Raw genomic sequence first — 18,385 nt, forward strand, 5'->3', positions numbered from 1 at the left:
ATGATATTAAAACAAGTGATAGAGGTTTATGACATTTTAGATAAAGCAACTGCTAATGGAGAAGAAGTTAAGTCTTATTTACAATCTTATGGTGAAGTAGATGTAACAGTTAAAGAATTGTCTTCAAGTAAAGGTTCAACAGATTTAGTCAAACTTACAATACCTGGTAGGAATGGTAAATCAAATGGTGGAGATGCACCTACTCTTGGAATTTTAGGTAGATTAGGTGGGATTGGAGCAAGACCAGAGGTAACAGGCTTTGTATCAGATGGTGATGGAGCATTAGTAGCGATTGCAGTTGCTGCAAGACTTTTGGATATGCAACGAAAGGGAGATATGTTAGATGGAGATGTTATAATCTCAACTCATATTTGTCCAGATGCACCAACTAGAGAACATCATCCTACACCTTTTATGGATTCACCAATCGATATGATGACTATGAATGAAAATGAAGTTGATAATAGTTGCAATGCAATACTTTCAATAGATACTACTAAAGGAAATAGAATAATCAATAATAGAGGATTTGCAATATCACCAACTGTTAAAGAAGGTTACATATTAAAAACTAGTGACAATCTTTTGGATATCATGCAGACTGTGACTGGGAAGGCTCCATTTGTATTTCCACTATCAATTCAAGATATAACACCATATGGAAACAATCTATATCATTTAAATAGTATTTTACAACCAGCTGTAGCTATAGACGCACCCGTAGTAGGAGTAGCGATTACTACAGAGGTGCCTGTTGCTGGATGTGCTACAGGTGCAACTAATTTTAGTGATTTAGATTCAGCAGGTAGATTTGCAATAGAAGTTGCTAAGCTATTTGGTAGAAATAAGTGTGATTTCTATGATAAAGAAGAATGGGAAATGCTTATTAAAAGATACGGTAAATTAAATAGATTTCAGACATTTGGTATACAGTAATTAAAATCAGGTCTATAAATTTGTGATAGAACTGTATGGAATATTTTAACAACTAGGAATAAATTATATGATGTAATCATAAAAAAGGAGTGTCTTATAGATAATTTAAAAAATTATCTATAGGACACTCCTTATATTTTTATTTAAATCTTAGTTTTTGTTAACTTAAGTTGCAGGGGTACCACCACCATCAGGTGTATTGGTAGAGCCACCACCATTATTATTCCCGCCATTATCAGGAGGAGTAGAGCCACCACCATTATTATTCCCGCCATTATCAGGTGTATTGGTAGAGCCACCACCATTATTATTTCCACCATTATCAGGAGGAGTAGAGCCACCACCATTATTGTTTCCGCCATTATCAGGAGGAGTAGAGCCACCACCATTATTACCTGAATTATTGTTGTTGTTATTATCTTCTTCTTGTTGATTGTTATCTGGTTTCTTTGTATCTTCAGATGATGGTTGAGAACTTACTCTAGTAGGAGCAGTACCTTCAATAAATGCTGCTTTAGAGCCAGAAGACTGCTTTCCTCCATCATCTAAATTAATTTTTGTGAAATATACATTTTTAGGAACTTCAAATTCAGTTACTGTTAAGTTAGCATGTATCTTTGACATAATTTTTTCCCATAATTTCGCAGTACTAGTACTTCCACGAGGAACTTCTCTACGTTTTATGGTGTTACCAGAATCATCTTTTCTTCCAGCATCATCTCCGATATAAGTTGCTCCAACATAATAAGGTGTATAACCAACAAACCAAGCATCATATGCACTATTTGTAGTACCTGTTTTACCTGCTACAGGCATTCCATTTGGAAGTGCTGCTATACCACCAGTACCTTCAGTAATTACGCTTTCTAACATATCTGTAACAACATAAGCTACTTCAGGTTCTACAACTTTATGTTCTTCAGGAGCATTTTTAACTAATAATTGACCATCAAAAGTAGTTATAGTAGTGAAAATTGATGGTTCTACATAAACTCCTTGATTTGCTAATGTACCATAAGCAGCAGCCATCTGAAGTGGAGTAATACCATTTGCCATACCACCTAGTGTTAATGATGGGAATTGCCTATCAGTTGCTCCTGATTGACTATTCTTCACAGTTGTTATACCAAAGTTCTTTAAGTAGTCCATCATTATATCTATACATTCATCATAAGAATCTCCAAGCATCTCAGCAGTTTTTACAGCTATTGTATTTGAAGATTTAGCAAGAGCTCTACGTAAACTCATAGAACCATGACCAGCAGTAGTAGTTCTTGGGTTCCATTTAGTATTCTCTTCAAACTTATATCCTCCTCTAGCATCACTTAGAGAAGTTGCTTGTGTAATTTTTAAAGTATCAATAGCTGGTGTATAAATTGCCAGAGGTTTTATAGCAGAACCTGGTTGATGAGGGTTAGTAGCACGGTTTAAAGTTTTTCTACCACTTATATTTCTTCCTCCAGCTAGTGCTCTTATTTCACCATTTTTATAATCTAAGATTACCATTGCAGATTGCGGTTGACTAACTCCATCAGGACCAACCATATGTCCTGGGAAATTGCTATTTTTATCATATTCTTCTTCTAAAGCATCTTGCATTTTAGGGTCTATAGTTGTATTTACAATTAGACCTCCATTGTAGAATAGGTTTTGAGCTTCATCATTTGTATGTCCTTGTTCCATTAGAGCATTTATAACTTCACTTTCAATAAGGTCTTCTACAGATGAAGAAACTTTGTCAGATGATTTAGGTAATTTTATTTCTATTTTAGCTTTGATTGCTTCATCATATTCGCTTTGCTTTATATATCCTAATTCTAACATTTTCTTTAGAACAACTTCTTGTCTTTTCTTAGCTTCTGGATTACTTACAGCTTTTCTTACAACTAATGTACCTGCTTTTAATTGTCTATAAGTATCATTAGATATAAGTTCCCAAGAATTTATTTTCTCAATCATATCAAAGTCTACTTTTGTAGGGTCATCTAAATCATCATCAGTTGTGTTAACAAAAAATAATAATTTATTTTCTAAATCACCCTTAGTTTCACTTCCATCTAATTTAGATGTTTTATAAGCTGAAAATTTTGATGGATTTTTAGTTGAACCAGCAAGAAGTGCTGACTCAGCTATAGTAAGGTCAGATGCAGACTTATCAAAATAACCACGTGCACCAGCCTCAGCACCTGCTAGACCTCTACCAACGAAAAAGTTATTTAAATAAGTTTCTAGTATTTTATCTTTACTTACTGTTTTACTCATCTCATATGCATAGTAGATATCCTTTATTTTACGAGGTAGAGTTTGTTGTTCAGTTGTTAACAACATTTTGGATACCTGCATAGGAATAGTACTACCACCTTGTTTAGTACCTGTAAGAGTCTTTAATACTGACCTAAATAAACCTTTAATGTCGACACCTTTATGTTCATAAAAACGTTCATCTTCTATTGCAATTACAGCATGTTGAAGATGTTTTGAAATCTTATCTAATGGAACAGGTGTCTTTTTATTTACACTTGGAGCTGTAGATAATGTTTTTCCATTAGCGTATTTAATTGTAGTTGTTTGGTTTGTCTGTTTATCCAAGACAGCCTCTGTAACTGGAGAGACATCTCTCAGTGATGCAAATACTAAACCAGCAGTACCAGCAGTACCAACAACTAGTAAAACTAAAAATACTATACCAAATACTCTCAGTTTTCTAAATTTATCGCTTTTTTTAGATTTTTTCTTGTTTTTTGTTGAACGAGTTTTGTTAGCTGAACTTCTATTAATTGGTTTGTTTGTATTACTAGAGGAGCTAACTTTTTTTCTTCTAATTTTATTTCCATTTTTATCATTATCGTTATTCATAAGATTTTAACCTCCTTACTTAATGCAATATTATAACACAAATAGGAGTAGTTTTGTAATTAATAGAAAAAATGAATTTGCTATAATATTCTGTACATTGTAAATATGTATAAACATAATGTATTAAAAAGTCTATATTTTTATTTTATTTATTTTTGACAAATATTATAAAAATTATGCTAAAGCTACATATAAATAAATAGGAGGGGATAATTTTGAATAGAATAGTAGATAGAAAAAAGAAAAATGAATTTAGAAAAATTGTAGCTATTTTTTTGTTAATTCTTTTCTTGTCTGTATTTATAGGCAGTTTTATATATATAGATAAAACTTTAAGACCAACAATAACAGTGTTGGCAGAAACTAAAGCTCTTGAATTAGCAAATAGGTCCATAAATAAAGCTGTTGCTGAAATGGTAGAAGGAAAAATAAACTATGAAGATTTAATGGATATACAGCTTGATAACAATGGCAAAATAACTATGATACAAGCAAATACTATAATGATGAATGAGATTGCCTCTGCAATAGCTTTAGAAATACAGGATGAATTAAAAAAAGCTAAGACAGCAAGTTCTTACATACCTATAGGAACAGCATTAGGAAGTCCTATATTAGCCAAATACGGTCCTAGGCTTGAAGTTTCTATTGAACCTATAGGAACGGTATCAGTAAACTTTAAAACGGAATTTGAATCGTCAGGTATCAATCAAACAAGACATAGAATATATTTAGAAGCTCAGACACAAGTTAAAGTAGTAATACCACTTATAACTTCAACAAAACAAATCAAAGCACAAATACCTATTTGTGAAACTATAATAGTAGGTGATGTTCCAGAAAGTTATGTAAATATACCAGAAAAAAATCTAGGAAATGTTTTACCTAACACTGGAAAGAATGCTAATAAGTAATATAAATTTCCATATTTTTAAATAAATTTGAAAAAGTAGTTTATAAATAAAAATTTTGTAAATAATATTAATATAATTTCAATAAAAAATTATATTTTATACTATGTAAAATATTTAATATATTTGGTCTATGGTGTAAATAGATTACATTTAGACCAAATATATTATTAATCATATATTTAATATTTAAATTACTATTTATCTATATTATTTACAACATCCACTTAATAAATACACCGTAACCTACAGCTGGGTCATTCTCAATTGCATGAGAGACTGCTCCAATTATTTTATCACCCTGAATTATTGGAGTACCACTCATCCCTTGTACAATACCACCAGTCTGAGATAAAAGTTTTTTATCTGTGATTTTAATTTTAAAACTTTTACTTTCTGGATGTTTTTGGTTTTCTATATCTATAATTTCAATATTATATTTTTTACATTCATTAAAATTATCTTGTAAAATTATTTGAGCTTTTCCTGTTTTAACTTCATCTAAAGAAGCTACTTTATATTTTGTTAAATTAGCAATATCAAAGTTGTTAATTTGACCTCTTATTCCAAAATCAGTATTTTCTGTAAAACTACCAATAATATTTTCTCTTTTTGCATTTATACATCCAACACTACCTTTATAAGATTTTTCTATATTAAGATGTTTAGTTGTAGAAATTGAACCAGATTTAATAGGTATCTTTCTTGCACTACCAACACTTATTGGATGACCTACAGCACCAAATTCTGATGTTTCTGGATTAATATATGTTAAAGTGGCAAACCCAGAAAGTAAATTATTAAAACTAATTTTTTCTAATATGTGCTTAGTCGTTTTCATTGTTATAAGTTGACCACCTCTATTTAATAAAATAGATACTGGTTTTTCTTCTGGTAAAGCATTTAGGGTATTTACAAAGTCACTATATCCATCAATCTCAGCATTATTTACTTTTACTATTGCATCACCTAATCTAAGTGGAGATGCTTCACCAGGATTTCTAACAATAATGTTTTTTAGTTCTGCATCAATTTGAAGTACATTTCCAATTGGTATTAAATATTCAGGTTCACTTTTTTGTAAATTTTGTGCATAAATTAAATTATTTGAGAAAAAATATAATAAAAATAAAAAAGTTAAAACAATTGTAAATTTAGACTTAGCTAAGTTAGTTCTTTTATTTAAAGCTTTATCTTTAAAATAAAAATTTTTAAGTTGCATAAAACACCTCTTTCTTATTAAATTATTTTAATAATAGAATTGAAGTTTTCTTGCTGCTTCTGTATTATGTTGTGCAAGAATTAGTTTTTAATGCTTGGAAAACTGACTCAATAACACCTTAGTTTTCATAAAAATAAATAAAATAAAGAGTGTATATGATAAAATAGATACATATTCATATAAATTAAAATAAATAATAACTGTCTATCATTAGAAAGGAGCAAAACATGAAAAAATATAGATTGTTAGTTACTTGTATAATTGCCATGGGAATTATAATTATAGGAACATCAAATCCCGTTAGTAATTTTTACAAGACTACAAATTTAATTAGTTCAGGAACTACTACAAATGAAAAAGCAGATAAAGATAAAAACTCAAATGAAAATACAAAAGATAAAGACAAATCAAATTCAAAAAGCAATAAGGAAAAGTCATCAGAAAATAAATCATCAGATAATAAAAATGAAACTCAAAAAAATAAAAAGTTTTTAATTTGTATAGACCCAGGACATCAGGGAAAAGGAGATGGCAATTTAGAACCAGTAGCTCCAGGTTCTTCCTCTCAAAAAGCGAGAGTATCTTCAGGAACAGAGGGCATTGCTACAAAAAAACCAGAATATGTTTTAAACTTAGAAGCATCTCTTGTTTTAAAAAATATATTAGAATCTAAAGGTTATAATGTAATAATGACTAGAGAGACTCATGATATAAATATAAGTAATTCAGAAAGAGCGATACTTGCTAATGATAAAAAAGCAGATATGGTTGTAAGAATACATGCAGATAGTTTAAATAATTCTTCAAAAACTGGTGCATCCATATTAATTCCTGAAAAGGATGGAAAATATACAGCACCTATATATGAAGATAGTAATAAATGTGCTGAATTTATTAAACAAAATATGGAACAAGCCGGTATACAAATTAATGGAATCGTTCAAAGAGGAGATTTGACTGGATTCAACTGGTCAAAAGTTCCAGCTGTATTAGTAGAAATGGGATTTATGAGTAACTACAATGAAGACCAAATGATGTCAAATCCAGAATATCAAAGAAAAATGATGCAATGTGTTGCAGATGGATTAGATGAGTATTTCAAATAGAGTATAAATAGAGAAAAAGTTGGGTTGGTATTATTTTCCTAATTTTTATCTCTATTTTTTATTGTACATAATATAAAGATAAAGATTATTCTAGTTTAAATTGTTGTAAATATAACTAAAAATATTGGTAATACTTGATTTAAGTTTAAAAAGAATATATTATAGTATAGAATGTGTAAAATTTTTTTGAGAGGTGTTAGAATGCTAGTAGTAGAAAACGTGAGTCATGGATTTGGTGCTAGAACAATATTAGAAAATGTATCTTTTAGACTTAGAAAAGGTGAACATATTGCACTAGTTGGCGCTAATGGAGAAGGAAAATCAAGTTTTTTAAATATAATAACAAAAAAGCTTATGCCAGATGCTGGAAATATAAAATGGTCTTCAAGAGCTACAGTAGGTTACTTAGACCAACATACAGTTCTAAGTAAAGGTAAAACAATAAGAGAAGTGCTTAGAGAAGCTTTTAAGCATATGTTTGATTTAGAGCAAGAAATGATTGCTATGTACGACAAAATGGGAGAAGCTAATGATGATGAGATGAGTAAGCTTCTTGAAGAAACAGCAGAAATACAAACTATACTTGAAAATAGTGGTTTTTATATGATAGATGCTAAGATACAAGAGGTTGCAAATGGTCTTGGTCTTGGAGAGATTGGTCTTGACAAAGATGTAACTGACCTAAGTGGAGGACAGAGAACGAAAGTACTTCTTACTAAACTTCTACTTGAAAATCCTACTATTCTTATATTAGATGAGCCTACAAACTATTTAGATGAAGAACATATAACATGGCTTACTAGATATCTTCAAGAGTATGAAAATAGTTTTGTCCTAGTTTCTCATGATATTGAATTTATAAATAATACTTGTAACGTAATATACCATATGGAAAATGGAGAACTAAATAGATATAAAGGAAACTATGATGAATTTGTAAGACTTAATGACATAAAGAAACGTCAAGAAGAACAAGCTTACGATAAACAAGTTGAAGAAAGAAAAAGATTAGAGGACTTTGTAGCTAGAAATAAGGCTAGAGTAGCAACTAGAGGAATGGCTAACAGTAGACAAAAGCAACTTGATAAGATGGAAATATTGGAAAGACCAAAAGAAAAGATAAAGCCTACTTTTTCTTTCAAAGATGCTAGAGCAGCAAGTAAGATAATTTTTGAAACAGAAAGTTTAATTTTAGGATATGATGAAGCATTGACAAAGCCACTTAATTTCCATTTAGAAAGAGGAAAGAAGATAGCTTTAAAAGGAATGAATGGTATTGGAAAATCTACTTTATTAAAGACTTTACTTGGAATAATAAAACCATTTGAAGGAAGTGTTAAGTTAGGTGATTATCTAGAAGTTGGATATTTTGAACAAGAGAGTTCAAAAGAAAATAGTAATACACCTATGGATGAAATTTGGAGTGAATTCCCAGGACTTACAAACTTTGAAGTTAGACAAGCTCTTGCAAAATGTGGACTTACAAATGAGCATATAACTAGTCAGATGAGAGTACTAAGTGGAGGAGAAGCTGCAAAGGTTAGACTTTGTAAAGTAATGCTAAAAAATATAAATTTCTTAGTACTAGATGAGCCCACGAATCACTTAGATGTTGAAGCGAAAGATGAATTGAAGAAAGCCATAAAAGAATTTAAGGGAACAGTTCTTTTGGTATGTCATGAACCAGAATTTTATTCAGACATTGTTGATGATGTATGGAATATAGAAGATTTTACAACTAAAATAGTGTAGTGCTTTAATTTATTACTGGGGGGATTTCATGAAAAAATTTCTAAATATACTTTTTTCAATATGTATAAGTATAGTTATAATAGTAGGAGTTATTAATTTTACTGTTGGATTTAAACAACTATATTATTTTGATGTTGATTATCTAAATATATCAGAGTTATCTGGTCTATCTAAGGATGATATAAAATTAAACTACAATTATCTGATTGATTATAATCTAAATAAGAATGTGTCTGAGTTTAAGTTACCCACATTAAAATCTTCTCCACAGGGAAAGATACATTTTGAAGAAGTGAGAAATATATTTCAAAACATCAATAAACTAGCTAAAGTACTAATGATAGTATCTTTAATAGGAATTATATTTAATGCAAAAAATAAAAATATAAAAATTTTAAAAACTACATCAATAACGCTTATAATTATGCCATTATTATTGGCAGTTCCAGTTTTATTGAATTTTGAAAAATCATTTATTATTTTTCATAAATTATTATTTAGAAATGATTACTGGATATTTAGTCCAGATTTAGACCCAGTTATAAATATATTGCCAGAAGAATTCTTTTTTCATGCTGGTGTGATGATTTTAATGTTGATTTTATTAGTAAGTATATTACTTTTTGTAATATATAAGTTATGCAAATCAACTAAATTAAAAATGAGATAGACTAAAGTTATACAATAAAAATAGCTATGTAATAATATTTAGACTAAGAGTAGTTAATAAGTATTTGTGCATAGCTATTTCTAATGAGAAATTATTTTTTACTAGTAATTTTAACTAAATCTTGAAATTTCCCCATAATATAATTATAATTATCTTTTTTATGAGGGAGCATGCAACTACTGCAATCTTTGATACCTTTATCTGTATACTTGAAGTTTCCACCACAATTTTCTCCTAAAGCATACAAAGGACAATAGCAAAATAAACAATTAAATTCTTCTGGTTTATTAGTTTTATGACAAGGGAAAAATTCACAATCTTTGTGATTAAAAAACTTATAATTTTCGCCCATATTTTCCTCCTAAATTAAATAAAATTTAAATCTTTTATAACTATATAAGATTTTGGTGATAATATAATTATACTAAATATTTTTATTAATAGTTGATAATATAGTACTATTAATCATAGTATTAATGGTATAATTAGTCAACAGAAAAATAATGTAAATATATTTTGCAATTATAATATGTTTTATAACAAAAAATGAGGTGATTAAGTGAAAGAAATTCAAGAGAGAGCACTTCTTGTAGGTCTTAATTTGACGACAATAGTGAAAAAAAGTGATGATATAGACACTAGTGAATCCATGGAAGAATTAAAGGAATTAACAAAAGCTGCTGGTGCAGAAGTTGTAGGTAGCTTAATTCAAAACAAGCACTCCATAGATGCAGCTTATTATATAGGAAAAGGTAAGGTAGAAGAAATAAGAGCATATAGTGATTCACTAGATGCTACTTTAGTAATTTTCAATGATGAATTATCTGGTGCTCAAATCAGAAATATAGAGAATGTTGTTGGAAGAAAAGTAATAGATAGAACTACCTTGATTCTGGATATATTTGCTCAAAGGGCGCTTAGTAAAGAAGGTAAATTGCAGGTTGAATTAGCTCAACTAAAATACAGATTACCACGACTTTATGGAATGGGTGGTGAGATGAGTAGGACAGGTGCAGGGATTGGAACTAGAGGTCCTGGAGAACAAAAACTAGAAATAGATAAAAGACATATACTTAATAAAGCAGCAGATATAAGACGTGAACTTAGAGAAGTAAAGAAGAATAGAGAGACACAGAGAGTTAAACGTTTAAAATCAAATATACCAATTGTAGCACTTGTTGGGTATACAAATGCAGGAAAATCTACCCTATTAAACGAATTAATAAAGACACACAAGGATTATGAACAAGAAAAAGAAGTTTTTGTAAAAGATATGCTTTTTGCAACTCTAGATGTAACTTTAAGAAAGGCACTTTTACCAAATAAGAAAGAATTTTTAGTAGTAGATACTGTTGGATTTGTGAGTAAGCTTCCCCATGATTTAGTAGAGGCATTTAAAGCAACACTGGAAGAAGTACAGTATGCAGATTTAATTCTGCATGTAATTGATGCAACAAATACTAGTTATGAATTGCAAAAAAGTACAACTGAAGGTGTATTAAAAGAACTTGGTGTAAATGATAAAAAACATATACTTGTATATAATAAGGTTGATAAGCTAGAATTGGATATATATCCTAAAAGTCAAGAAGATATTGTGTATATTTCTGCTAAACAAGGCATAAATATGGATAAGCTATTAAATCTGATAGAAAGTGCTTTAATGGAAAATACTTATTCAGTAAGCTTAATGTTACCTTATGAGAGAGGTGATATATTTAGTAGAATAAAAGATAAATATAATGTGGAGAATTTTGAGTATGGGGAAAATGGTATAGCATTAGATGTAAACTTGGATGAAGAAGATTTTAATATCTATAGAGAGTACATATTAGAAAAATAGGTTGAATATGGATATTAATTGGGAAAACATAGATAATCTCGAAGATTATTTTATAACCTATCTTCTTTATAAAGAATCTAAAACAGTATCTCAAATTAGTAAGATTAGAAATATTTCAAATACTGAAGCAAGCGAGCAACTTATACAAGCAAAATTGAAAATAAAAGAATTGCAAAAAGAGGATTTTGAGGCATCTAAAGATATTTTGGATAAATTTTTAGAATTAGATAAAATCAAGAGACTTGATTTTATGGATAGCTTAGATGACGAAAAAATGGTATACTTTAAGAGAAAGGTTTTCAAAAGAATCCTTGTGGAAAAAAATGCTGAAGATTTAATTGTTTTAATCTGGGCGACAGGTGAGCTAAAAGATGATAGATTCTTAAAATTACTTCATCAGCTCACAAACCACAGACACTCAGATATTAGAAGGATAACTTATTCAGCCATCAGAAAGATTGAATCACCAATTAGTAGAGAAGTATTACAAAAAGGTCTCTATGATAAAAATGCACAAACTAGGCAGTATTGTGCAAAAGCTCTTTCAAAATTAGGAGATGAAAACAGTCTAAAGATTTTACAGCAGTTGAAAGACAAGAATAAGAATTTTGAAAAAGAGTATGTGCTTAGAGCTTATGACGAAGCCATTAAAGCATTGGAAGATGCGAAAAATTTGAAAAAGTAATTTTTTATTAAAGCAATTTGTTTACTTAACGATGTATTTCTAGAGTTTAACAAGGTAATAAATAAATTAATGGGAGGGGTTTCAAATGATAGTAAGACGTTGTGCAGGTGGAGTAGTTTTTTATGCTAATAAAGTACTTATTGTAAAAAATGATAGAGGTGAATGGACACTTCCAAAAGGAAAGATACTTGGAGGAGGACTTCCATATGAGAGTGCTGTTCAAAGAGTTAAAGTAGAAACTGGCATAGATGCTAAAATGATAGATGTAGCTGGCGATACTATGTATGAATTTTTCTCAAGAAGTAGACAACAAGAAGTTTGTAATGCAATAATGTGGTATGTTATGGAAGCTTGTAACACTGATTGTGTACTTGCTCCTGAATTCCAAGAAGGTGGATTTTATAAAGTAAAAGATGCTTTAGAAATGTTGTCACATCACAAAGAGCAAGCTTTAGTAGAAGTATCTTATAAAAAGTTTAAAGAATTAAAAAAATTAGTTTCAGAGGGCGATGATGTTCCAGCAAATTAATAGTGAATTTAGAGAATTCTGAGGAAGGGTTAGCCCCTTCCTTTTTTAATTGAAAATATTTTAAACATAAATTAGATAGTTTGCTTAGATTATAATTTATAAATCTAAATTTTTAGTAATTTATATCTAAAATTAGTGACCTATATTTGAAATAAAAATTAAAAAGTATACAATTTTATTATATAATTGTTTTATAACATTGATTAAAGAAGTGATAAAAATCTATCTATTTTTTAGTAGAATAATTTTATATATAAATACATATTTGATGTATATCTTAGAAAATGATTAAAATAGGAGGAATTATAATGAGCAATTACAGGACATTACATGAATTTGGAACTGATGAAATAACAATTGAAAAGTCTGTTTTTATTGGATATGCTAAGCCTATAAAGAGTGAAGAGGAAGCACTAGAATTTATAAATGAAATAAAGAAAAAGCATAAAGATGCAACCCATAATGTATGGGCTTATACAGTTGGGCAAAATATGAATATACAAAGATACAGTGATGATGGAGAGCCACAAGGAACCGCAGGTATACCTACATTAGAAGTTATAAAAAAAGAAGATTTAAGAGATGTAGCAGTTGTTGTTACTAGGTATTTTGGAGGAACAAAATTAGGTGCAGGTGGTCTAGTTAGAGCTTATACAAAAGGTGCTAAGTTGGGGTTAGAAGCAGGAAAGATAATTTATAAGGTAATGTATCAAGAAGTTAAGATTAAAATAGATTATACTCAACTTGGAAAAGTACAAAATGAATTAATGAATTTGGGGTATTTTATAAAAGATACAATATATGAAGATAATGTTGAGATAATAGTATATTCGAAATTAGAAGATGTGGAAAATTTATCAGAAAAAATGGTTGATATAACAAATGGAACAGGAAAAATAGCTTTAGGAGAAGAATTTTATTTATCTGAACAAAATGGAGAAATATTATTGTAATCTAAAAATATTAAAAGAATTAATTATATTAAACATTCAATTTTTATCTTAAAATGAAATCTTAAAATGAAAAGCCGTTAAATTGTTTTAATCTAAATCAATTTAATGGCTTTTTATTAGATTTTGCACAGAATCCTTTTTTTACTTCAAATAAGCCAACTAGAAGCAGAAATATACCAAATATTCTCTTTAGTATATCTGAAGATAGATAATTAGCTAATAGTGAACCAAATATAGCACCTAAGACCCCAAATACAGCTATGGGTATAACCAATTTAAAAACTACATTTTTATTTTTTATATGTATAGCCAATGCTATAAGTGTCATAGGGATAGATGAAAGTAAATTTACACTTTGAGCTATTTTAGTATCTATACCAGCAAGTAAAACTAGTGCAGGTATAAGGATGGTTCCTCCACCCATTCCCATTCCTCCGATAATCCCTGCAAAAAATCCAATTAAAGCAAATAACATTAGAACACCATCCTTAATGCTGCAATTATCATGATTATTCCAAAAGAAATCCTAAGAAACTTTCCAGTAACCTTATTTAGTAGTTTTGCTCCTATGATACCACCAAGAATACTTCCAACAGCAACCTTTATTGTCAAATTAACGTCGTAAGTACCCTTAGATACATATAAAACAGAACTTGCTGTCGTTAAGAAAATTATTATAGAAAGAGCAGTCGCATGAGATTTATGTTCTTCTACCTTAACGATGTCATTTAATATTGGAACTAAAAGAGTACCTCCTCCAGAACCAAAAACTCCATTTATAAACCCTGTAAAAACTCCAATTATCGTATTTTTCAAATTAAAATCAAGATATTTTTTCTTTAAATCATCAGTTTTTTTCATAAAAATCACCTTCTGAAATAGTTTTACCAAAATAGGCAAATTATATTTATATAAAAGTAAGATTAAATATAATATTTCATATTTACGTAATTTTGCATAAAAAAAAACATATTAAAACAACATATTAATATATGGTATAATATATTAAAACAAAGTAGCAAATTTGAGAGGAGATAACAATGTCAAATATAAAAATACAAATAGACAAAACTGTAGAATGGCTTATAAATAAGGTTAATGAGGCAAATGCAAAAGGATTAATTGTCGGTGTATCTGGGGGAATTGATTCAGCAGTAGTTGCTAATTTAATTAAAAAGGCATTTCCAGAAAACTCTATGGGAGTTATAATGAGCATAAAAAGTAATCCTCAAGATAGAGAAGATGCACTTAAGGTTATAGAAGGTTGTGATATAGAGTACCTTGATTTAGACCTTATAGAACCACAAAGTGCTATATTAGACATGGTAGTAGGAAATTTAAAAGAGAAACATTTATATAGAGAAGAATATTTAAAAATGACAGATGCAAATTTAAGAGCAAGAGTAAGAATGAGTACTATTTATACAATTGCTAACAATCTAGGATATCTAGTTGTTGGTACAGATAATGCTGCAGAAATACACACAGGATATTTTACTAAATTTGGTGATGGTGGAGTTGATATTTTACCAATTGCAAATTTAACTAAAGGCGAAGTGTATGAATGGGCAAAAGAACTTGGTGTTCATGAAGATTTAATAAATAAAGCTCCTTCTGCAGGTCTTTGGGAAGGTCAAACAGATGAAAATGAAATGGGAACTACTTACAATATGATAGATGCTGTGTTGCAAGGTAGATTAGATGAAGTTCCTCAAAGAGACCAAGAGATAATTGAAAGACTTCATAGAATAAGTGAACATAAGAGAAAAACGCCTGCACAACCTCCTAAGTTCTAATTTACTATTTTAAAGATTTGTGATAAAATTTACAGGTGATAAAAATTAGAATAACTAATTGTACGTATTAAGGAGTGGAAATATGGGACGTATAGGTAATATAATTAATAGAAAAGGTAAACAAGATGCTCAAAGAGCAAAAATATTTACTAAACATGCTAGAGCAATAGCAGTTGCTGCTAAAGAAGGTGGAGCAGACCCAGAGTATAATGCAGCTTTAAAGACAGCTATAGAAAAAGCTAAGGCAGATAATATGCCAAATGATAATATAGATAGAGCTATCGCTAAAGGTGCTGGAGCAGGTGCTGGTGATGACTATGAAACTATAGTTTATGAAGGTTATGGTCCTGGTGGAGTTGCAGTTATAGTAGAAACTTTAACTGACAACAAAAACAGAACTGCTGGTAATGTTAGATATTACTTCGATAAAAATGGAGGAAACTTAGGAACTAGTGGATGTGTGTCTTTTATGTTTGATAAAAAAGGACAGATATTAGTTGGTTCAGGAGATGGAATTTCAGAAGAAGAATTGATGGATATTGCATTAGAAGCAGGAGCTGAGGATTTTATAACAGAAGAAGACGGTTATGAAATAATAACTACACCAGAAGATTTTTCTGCTGTACGCGATGAGTTAAAAGCTAAAGGGTATGAGTTTATATCTGCTGATGTAAAGATGATACCTCAAACTACAACTGTATTAACTGAAGAAGCTCATTTAAAAATGATGAATAAATTAGTTGATATGCTTGAAGAAGATGATGATGTTCAAGATATATATCATAACTGGGAAATAGAAGAATAAATGTTCTAATATCTTAGAAATGTATACACCTCTAAATCATGTTTGCATAATAATATGTAAATATGGTTTAGAGGTGTTTTTATATTTATAAAAATTGTTCTATAAAGACTAAAAATGTGTCTTGTAAAACTAATAATATTATAGCAGATTTTGAACAGGACTTGATTGTCTATATATGATTGATGGATATATTACTTGATGTTGAATACCACTTATTCTTCCAGTAACAATATCTATAATCATTCGAAGGCTACGTTCTGCTATTTCCTCCATTTTCAAGTCTATGACTGTTAAAGGTGGTATACTTCTTGCCATTAGTCTTGAAGGACCATTACTTGCTGCAAATATCTGAACATCATTTCCAATAGCAATTCCTGACTCATTAAATGCATTCATCATACCAAGAGCTACTACATCGTGGTTACAAAAGATTACTTTTTTTATAGAGTTTTTTGCAATCATTTTTTGAGCAATATCGTACCCGCTATCTATTTTGTTAGAACAATAATATATAGAATCTGGTAAAGATACTCCATGTTCCTCACATGTCTTTAAAAAAGATTTCCCTCGTAAAGTCATACATGTAAATGAAGATGGATTAAATACGACAGCTATGTCATTTTTGCCATTTTGAATAGCATGTAAGGCAGCTATACGACCAGTCTCTTCATTATCAATAGATACACTTGAAAAACCTTCTATTTCACGATTTACAACAACTACGGGAATTTTGGGTTTGTTTTTTAATAGGTATTCTATATCATTCGCATTGATACCTGTCAAAACAACACCATCATAATAATTATTTGAAAAAAGATATTCATCATCGCATAAATGTCCAACAGTATAAGGTCGTATGATAATATTTACATCTAAATGCTCTAAAGAAATAACATGGTTTATTGCTTGAAATATATTGGTTGATGCCAATTCAAAACCAGCGTCTTGCCAATAAAATGCTATTTGAATATGATTATGTACTCTAGGGGTAGAGCGTTTATATCCAAGCTTATCTGCTGAATTTAAAACCATATCTTGTGTATGTAGTGGAATTCTTCTTTCATTTCCTTTACCACTTAAAACATAGGAGACTGTTGCTGAAGAAAGACCACAATCTTTTGCAATATCTTTGATTGTTGCCATGATAAAAATCCTCCTTTAATAGTTGCTTAAACTTGCTTACATTTATTATCTTAACATATATCCAATCAAAGAACAATATTCTACAATATGCAAATCCTAATGAGTAAAAATAAATAAGTGCTAAAATTTGTTTATTGTGTTGACAAAACTTAACAGATAAGATTATAATGTGCTTAAATAAGCTTATTAATGAGTTAAAATTAAGCAATATTAAGCAATAACATAACAATGCTAGCTTGTTATGTTGCTGTAAATAAAGGGGGCAAAGAGATGAGTAAGATAAATATACTTGAAGTTGGTCCAAGAGATGGATTTCAAAATCTGAAAGAATTCCTAGATACAGATAAAAAACTAGAAATTATTGATGGTCTTATTGATTCTGGTATTAAAGAATTAGAAATTAGTTCATTTGTAAGTCCAAAGGCCATTCCTCAGATGAAAGATGCAAAAGAAATAGCAACTTACTGTATAAAAAATTATCCTGGGGTAAAGCTTTATGCATTAGTTCCAAATTTATATGGTGCTAAGCTTGCGTGGGATAGTGGAATAAGAGATATATCTTATGTTATTTCCTTAAGTGAAACTCACAATAAGAAAAATATAAATAGAACTCATAAAGAATCCATTACAGAACTTAAAAAAATAATAGATTCTTATCCTGAAATGAATATATGTGTTGGAATAGCTACAGTATTTGGATGTCCTTTTGAAGGAATACCAAAGATAGAGGAGGTAGTAGCATTTAGTAAATGTCTTTGGGAAAACGGTGTCAGAAAGATAAACTTAGCAGATACAATAGGTATTGCTGACCCTAAACAAGTTAGAGATACTATTAGTGCACTAATTGAAGCATTACCAGAGTGTAGATGGCAGGTACATATACATGATACTCGAAATATGGGGATGGTTAATACTCTTGCAGCAATTGAGTCTGGCATTACTACTGTTCAATCTACACTTGGAGGTTTAGGAGGATGCCCTTTTGCACCTGGTGCATCTGGTAATACTGCAACTGAGGATTTAGTGTATATGCTTGAACGTATGGGATATGATACAGGAGTAAATTTTAATAAACTTCTCGAATTATCTAAGTATCAAAAGAGTTTTGTAGAAGGGGTATATAGTGGGCATCATGTAAATATAAAATCCGAGATTTCTAATTGTCAATTATCTTGATT

General features: G+C 29.7%; 18 protein-coding genes. 12 read left to right on the top strand and 6 right to left on the bottom strand.

All coding sequences use genetic code 11. The features are described 5' to 3' along the window. A complete protein-coding gene (locus Q3287_RS02380; RefSeq protein WP_407963464.1) occupies nucleotides 1-936 on the top strand; it encodes a DUF1177 domain-containing protein in 936 nt (311 codons plus the stop codon). 165 nt (nucleotides 937-1,101) lie between these two features. Here Q3287_RS02380 and Q3287_RS02385 read toward each other — a convergent pair whose 3' ends face one another. Beyond that, nucleotides 1,102-3,792 carry a transglycosylase domain-containing protein gene (locus Q3287_RS02385; RefSeq protein ID WP_407963465.1) on the bottom strand — a complete coding sequence of 897 codons (2,691 nt, stop codon included), beginning with the start codon at nucleotides 3,790-3,792 and terminating at the stop codon, nucleotides 1,102-1,104. Between the two features lie 215 nt (nucleotides 3,793-4,007). On the opposite strand from Q3287_RS02385, the gene yunB reads away from it, so the two are divergent. Then, entirely contained in the window at nucleotides 4,008-4,706 is a 699-nt protein-coding gene (yunB, locus tag Q3287_RS02390) for a sporulation protein YunB (RefSeq protein WP_054269422.1), read from the top strand. 211 nt (nucleotides 4,707-4,917) lie between these two features. On the opposite strand, the gene Q3287_RS02395 is transcribed toward yunB, so the two are convergent. Further along, nucleotides 4,918-5,925: a SpoIVB peptidase S55 domain-containing protein gene (locus Q3287_RS02395; RefSeq protein WP_054276077.1), complete on the bottom strand. Its 1,008-nt coding sequence runs from the start codon at nucleotides 5,923-5,925 to the stop codon at nucleotides 4,918-4,920. A gap of 227 nt (nucleotides 5,926-6,152) precedes the next feature. Here Q3287_RS02395 and Q3287_RS02400 point away from each other — a divergent pair, with 227 nt between their 5' ends. The 3 genes from Q3287_RS02400 to Q3287_RS02410 all read left to right on the top strand — a co-directional run bounded on the left by Q3287_RS02400 (nucleotide 6,153) and on the right by Q3287_RS02410 (nucleotide 9,453). Beyond that, nucleotides 6,153-7,031, top strand: a complete 879-nt coding sequence (locus Q3287_RS02400; protein WP_054269424.1) for an N-acetylmuramoyl-L-alanine amidase — start codon at nucleotides 6,153-6,155, stop codon at nucleotides 7,029-7,031. Between the two features lie 201 nt (nucleotides 7,032-7,232). Continuing rightward, nucleotides 7,233-8,783, top strand: a complete 1,551-nt coding sequence (locus Q3287_RS02405; RefSeq protein WP_054269425.1) for an ABC-F family ATP-binding cassette domain-containing protein — start codon at nucleotides 7,233-7,235, stop codon at nucleotides 8,781-8,783. A 28-nt stretch (nucleotides 8,784-8,811) separates the two neighbouring features. Further along, the gene (locus Q3287_RS02410) at nucleotides 8,812-9,453 is read left to right on the top strand and encodes a TIGR01906 family membrane protein (RefSeq protein WP_407963466.1); all 642 of its coding nucleotides are present in this window, start codon (nucleotides 8,812-8,814) and stop codon (nucleotides 9,451-9,453) included. Nucleotides 9,454-9,544: 91 nt separating this feature from the next. On the opposite strand, the gene Q3287_RS02415 is transcribed toward Q3287_RS02410, so the two are convergent. Further along, nucleotides 9,545-9,805: a cysteine-rich small domain-containing protein gene (locus tag Q3287_RS02415; protein WP_003418451.1), complete on the bottom strand. Its 261-nt coding sequence runs from the start codon at nucleotides 9,803-9,805 to the stop codon at nucleotides 9,545-9,547. A gap of 207 nt (nucleotides 9,806-10,012) precedes the next feature. Here Q3287_RS02415 and hflX point away from each other — a divergent pair, with 207 nt between their 5' ends. From hflX to Q3287_RS02435, 4 genes are all read left to right on the top strand, one after another. After that, nucleotides 10,013-11,296, top strand: coding sequence for a GTPase HflX (gene hflX, locus Q3287_RS02420; protein ID WP_054276078.1), 1,284 nt, complete (start codon nucleotides 10,013-10,015; stop codon nucleotides 11,294-11,296). Nucleotides 11,297-11,303: 7 nt separating this feature from the next. Further along, a complete protein-coding gene (locus tag Q3287_RS02425; protein ID WP_054276079.1) occupies nucleotides 11,304-11,981 on the top strand; it encodes a HEAT repeat domain-containing protein in 678 nt (225 codons plus the stop codon). Nucleotides 11,982-12,066: 85 nt separating this feature from the next. After that, a complete protein-coding gene (locus Q3287_RS02430; protein ID WP_003437525.1) occupies nucleotides 12,067-12,510 on the top strand; it encodes an NUDIX domain-containing protein in 444 nt (147 codons plus the stop codon). Between the two features lie 308 nt (nucleotides 12,511-12,818). Beyond that, nucleotides 12,819-13,463: a YigZ family protein gene (locus Q3287_RS02435; RefSeq protein ID WP_054276080.1), complete on the top strand. Its 645-nt coding sequence runs from the start codon at nucleotides 12,819-12,821 to the stop codon at nucleotides 13,461-13,463. A 97-nt stretch (nucleotides 13,464-13,560) separates the two neighbouring features. Here Q3287_RS02435 and Q3287_RS02440 read toward each other — a convergent pair whose 3' ends face one another. Next, nucleotides 13,561-13,938: a sulfite exporter TauE/SafE family protein gene (locus tag Q3287_RS02440; protein WP_054269430.1), complete on the bottom strand. Its 378-nt coding sequence runs from the start codon at nucleotides 13,936-13,938 to the stop codon at nucleotides 13,561-13,563. Continuing rightward, on the bottom strand, nucleotides 13,938-14,333 hold the full coding sequence (locus Q3287_RS02445; RefSeq protein WP_407811897.1) for a sulfite exporter TauE/SafE family protein: 396 nt from the start codon (nucleotides 14,331-14,333) through the stop codon (nucleotides 13,938-13,940). The genes Q3287_RS02440 and Q3287_RS02445 overlap by 1 nt, the downstream gene beginning before the upstream one ends. A 170-nt stretch (nucleotides 14,334-14,503) precedes the next feature. Between Q3287_RS02445 and nadE the strand changes: the two genes are divergently transcribed. Both nadE and Q3287_RS02455 read left to right on the top strand, forming a co-directional pair. Beyond that, nucleotides 14,504-15,259, top strand: a complete 756-nt coding sequence (nadE, locus tag Q3287_RS02450; protein ID WP_054269432.1) for an NAD(+) synthase — start codon at nucleotides 14,504-14,506, stop codon at nucleotides 15,257-15,259. A gap of 82 nt (nucleotides 15,260-15,341) precedes the next feature. Next, nucleotides 15,342-16,064, top strand: a complete 723-nt coding sequence (locus Q3287_RS02455; RefSeq protein ID WP_074179199.1) for a YebC/PmpR family DNA-binding transcriptional regulator — start codon at nucleotides 15,342-15,344, stop codon at nucleotides 16,062-16,064. Nucleotides 16,065-16,202: 138 nt separating this feature from the next. On the opposite strand, the gene Q3287_RS02460 is transcribed toward Q3287_RS02455, so the two are convergent. Further along, nucleotides 16,203-17,207, bottom strand: a complete 1,005-nt coding sequence (locus tag Q3287_RS02460) for a substrate-binding domain-containing protein (protein WP_284181706.1) — start codon at nucleotides 17,205-17,207, stop codon at nucleotides 16,203-16,205. Between the two features lie 270 nt (nucleotides 17,208-17,477). Here Q3287_RS02460 and Q3287_RS02465 point away from each other — a divergent pair, with 270 nt between their 5' ends. Next, nucleotides 17,478-18,383, top strand: coding sequence for a hydroxymethylglutaryl-CoA lyase (locus Q3287_RS02465; RefSeq protein WP_284181707.1), 906 nt, complete (start codon nucleotides 17,478-17,480; stop codon nucleotides 18,381-18,383). The last annotated feature ends 2 nt before the right edge of the window (nucleotides 18,384-18,385 follow it).

Origin of the sequence: Clostridioides sp. GD02404 (genome assembly GCF_045898275.1) — a bacterium.
GTDB classification, from domain to species: domain Bacteria; phylum Bacillota; class Clostridia; order Peptostreptococcales; family Peptostreptococcaceae; genus Clostridioides; species Clostridioides difficile_A.

Coding starts and splice junctions, on each gene's coding strand:
- Q3287_RS02400 (WP_054269424.1), top strand. CDS start 6,153: ATGAAAAAATATAGATTGTTAGTTACTTGTATAATTGCCATGGGAATT.
- nadE (WP_054269432.1), top strand. CDS start 14,504: ATGTCAAATATAAAAATACAAATAGACAAAACTGTAGAATGGCTTATA.
- Q3287_RS02440 (WP_054269430.1), bottom strand. CDS start 13,938: ATGTTATTTGCTTTAATTGGATTTTTTGCAGGGATTATCGGAGGAATG.
- Q3287_RS02425 (WP_054276079.1), top strand. CDS start 11,304: ATGGATATTAATTGGGAAAACATAGATAATCTCGAAGATTATTTTATA.
- Q3287_RS02430 (WP_003437525.1), top strand. CDS start 12,067: ATGATAGTAAGACGTTGTGCAGGTGGAGTAGTTTTTTATGCTAATAAA.
- Q3287_RS02395 (WP_054276077.1), bottom strand. CDS start 5,925: ATGCAACTTAAAAATTTTTATTTTAAAGATAAAGCTTTAAATAAAAGA.
- Q3287_RS02465 (WP_284181707.1), top strand. CDS start 17,478: ATGAGTAAGATAAATATACTTGAAGTTGGTCCAAGAGATGGATTTCAA.
- Q3287_RS02405 (WP_054269425.1), top strand. CDS start 7,233: ATGCTAGTAGTAGAAAACGTGAGTCATGGATTTGGTGCTAGAACAATA.
- Q3287_RS02380 (WP_407963464.1), top strand. CDS start 1: ATGATATTAAAACAAGTGATAGAGGTTTATGACATTTTAGATAAAGCA.
- Q3287_RS02455 (WP_074179199.1), top strand. CDS start 15,342: ATGGGACGTATAGGTAATATAATTAATAGAAAAGGTAAACAAGATGCT.
- Q3287_RS02460 (WP_284181706.1), bottom strand. CDS start 17,207: ATGGCAACAATCAAAGATATTGCAAAAGATTGTGGTCTTTCTTCAGCA.
- Q3287_RS02410 (WP_407963466.1), top strand. CDS start 8,812: ATGAAAAAATTTCTAAATATACTTTTTTCAATATGTATAAGTATAGTT.
- Q3287_RS02385 (WP_407963465.1), bottom strand. CDS start 3,792: ATGAATAACGATAATGATAAAAATGGAAATAAAATTAGAAGAAAAAAA.
- Q3287_RS02435 (WP_054276080.1), top strand. CDS start 12,819: ATGAGCAATTACAGGACATTACATGAATTTGGAACTGATGAAATAACA.
- Q3287_RS02415 (WP_003418451.1), bottom strand. CDS start 9,805: ATGGGCGAAAATTATAAGTTTTTTAATCACAAAGATTGTGAATTTTTC.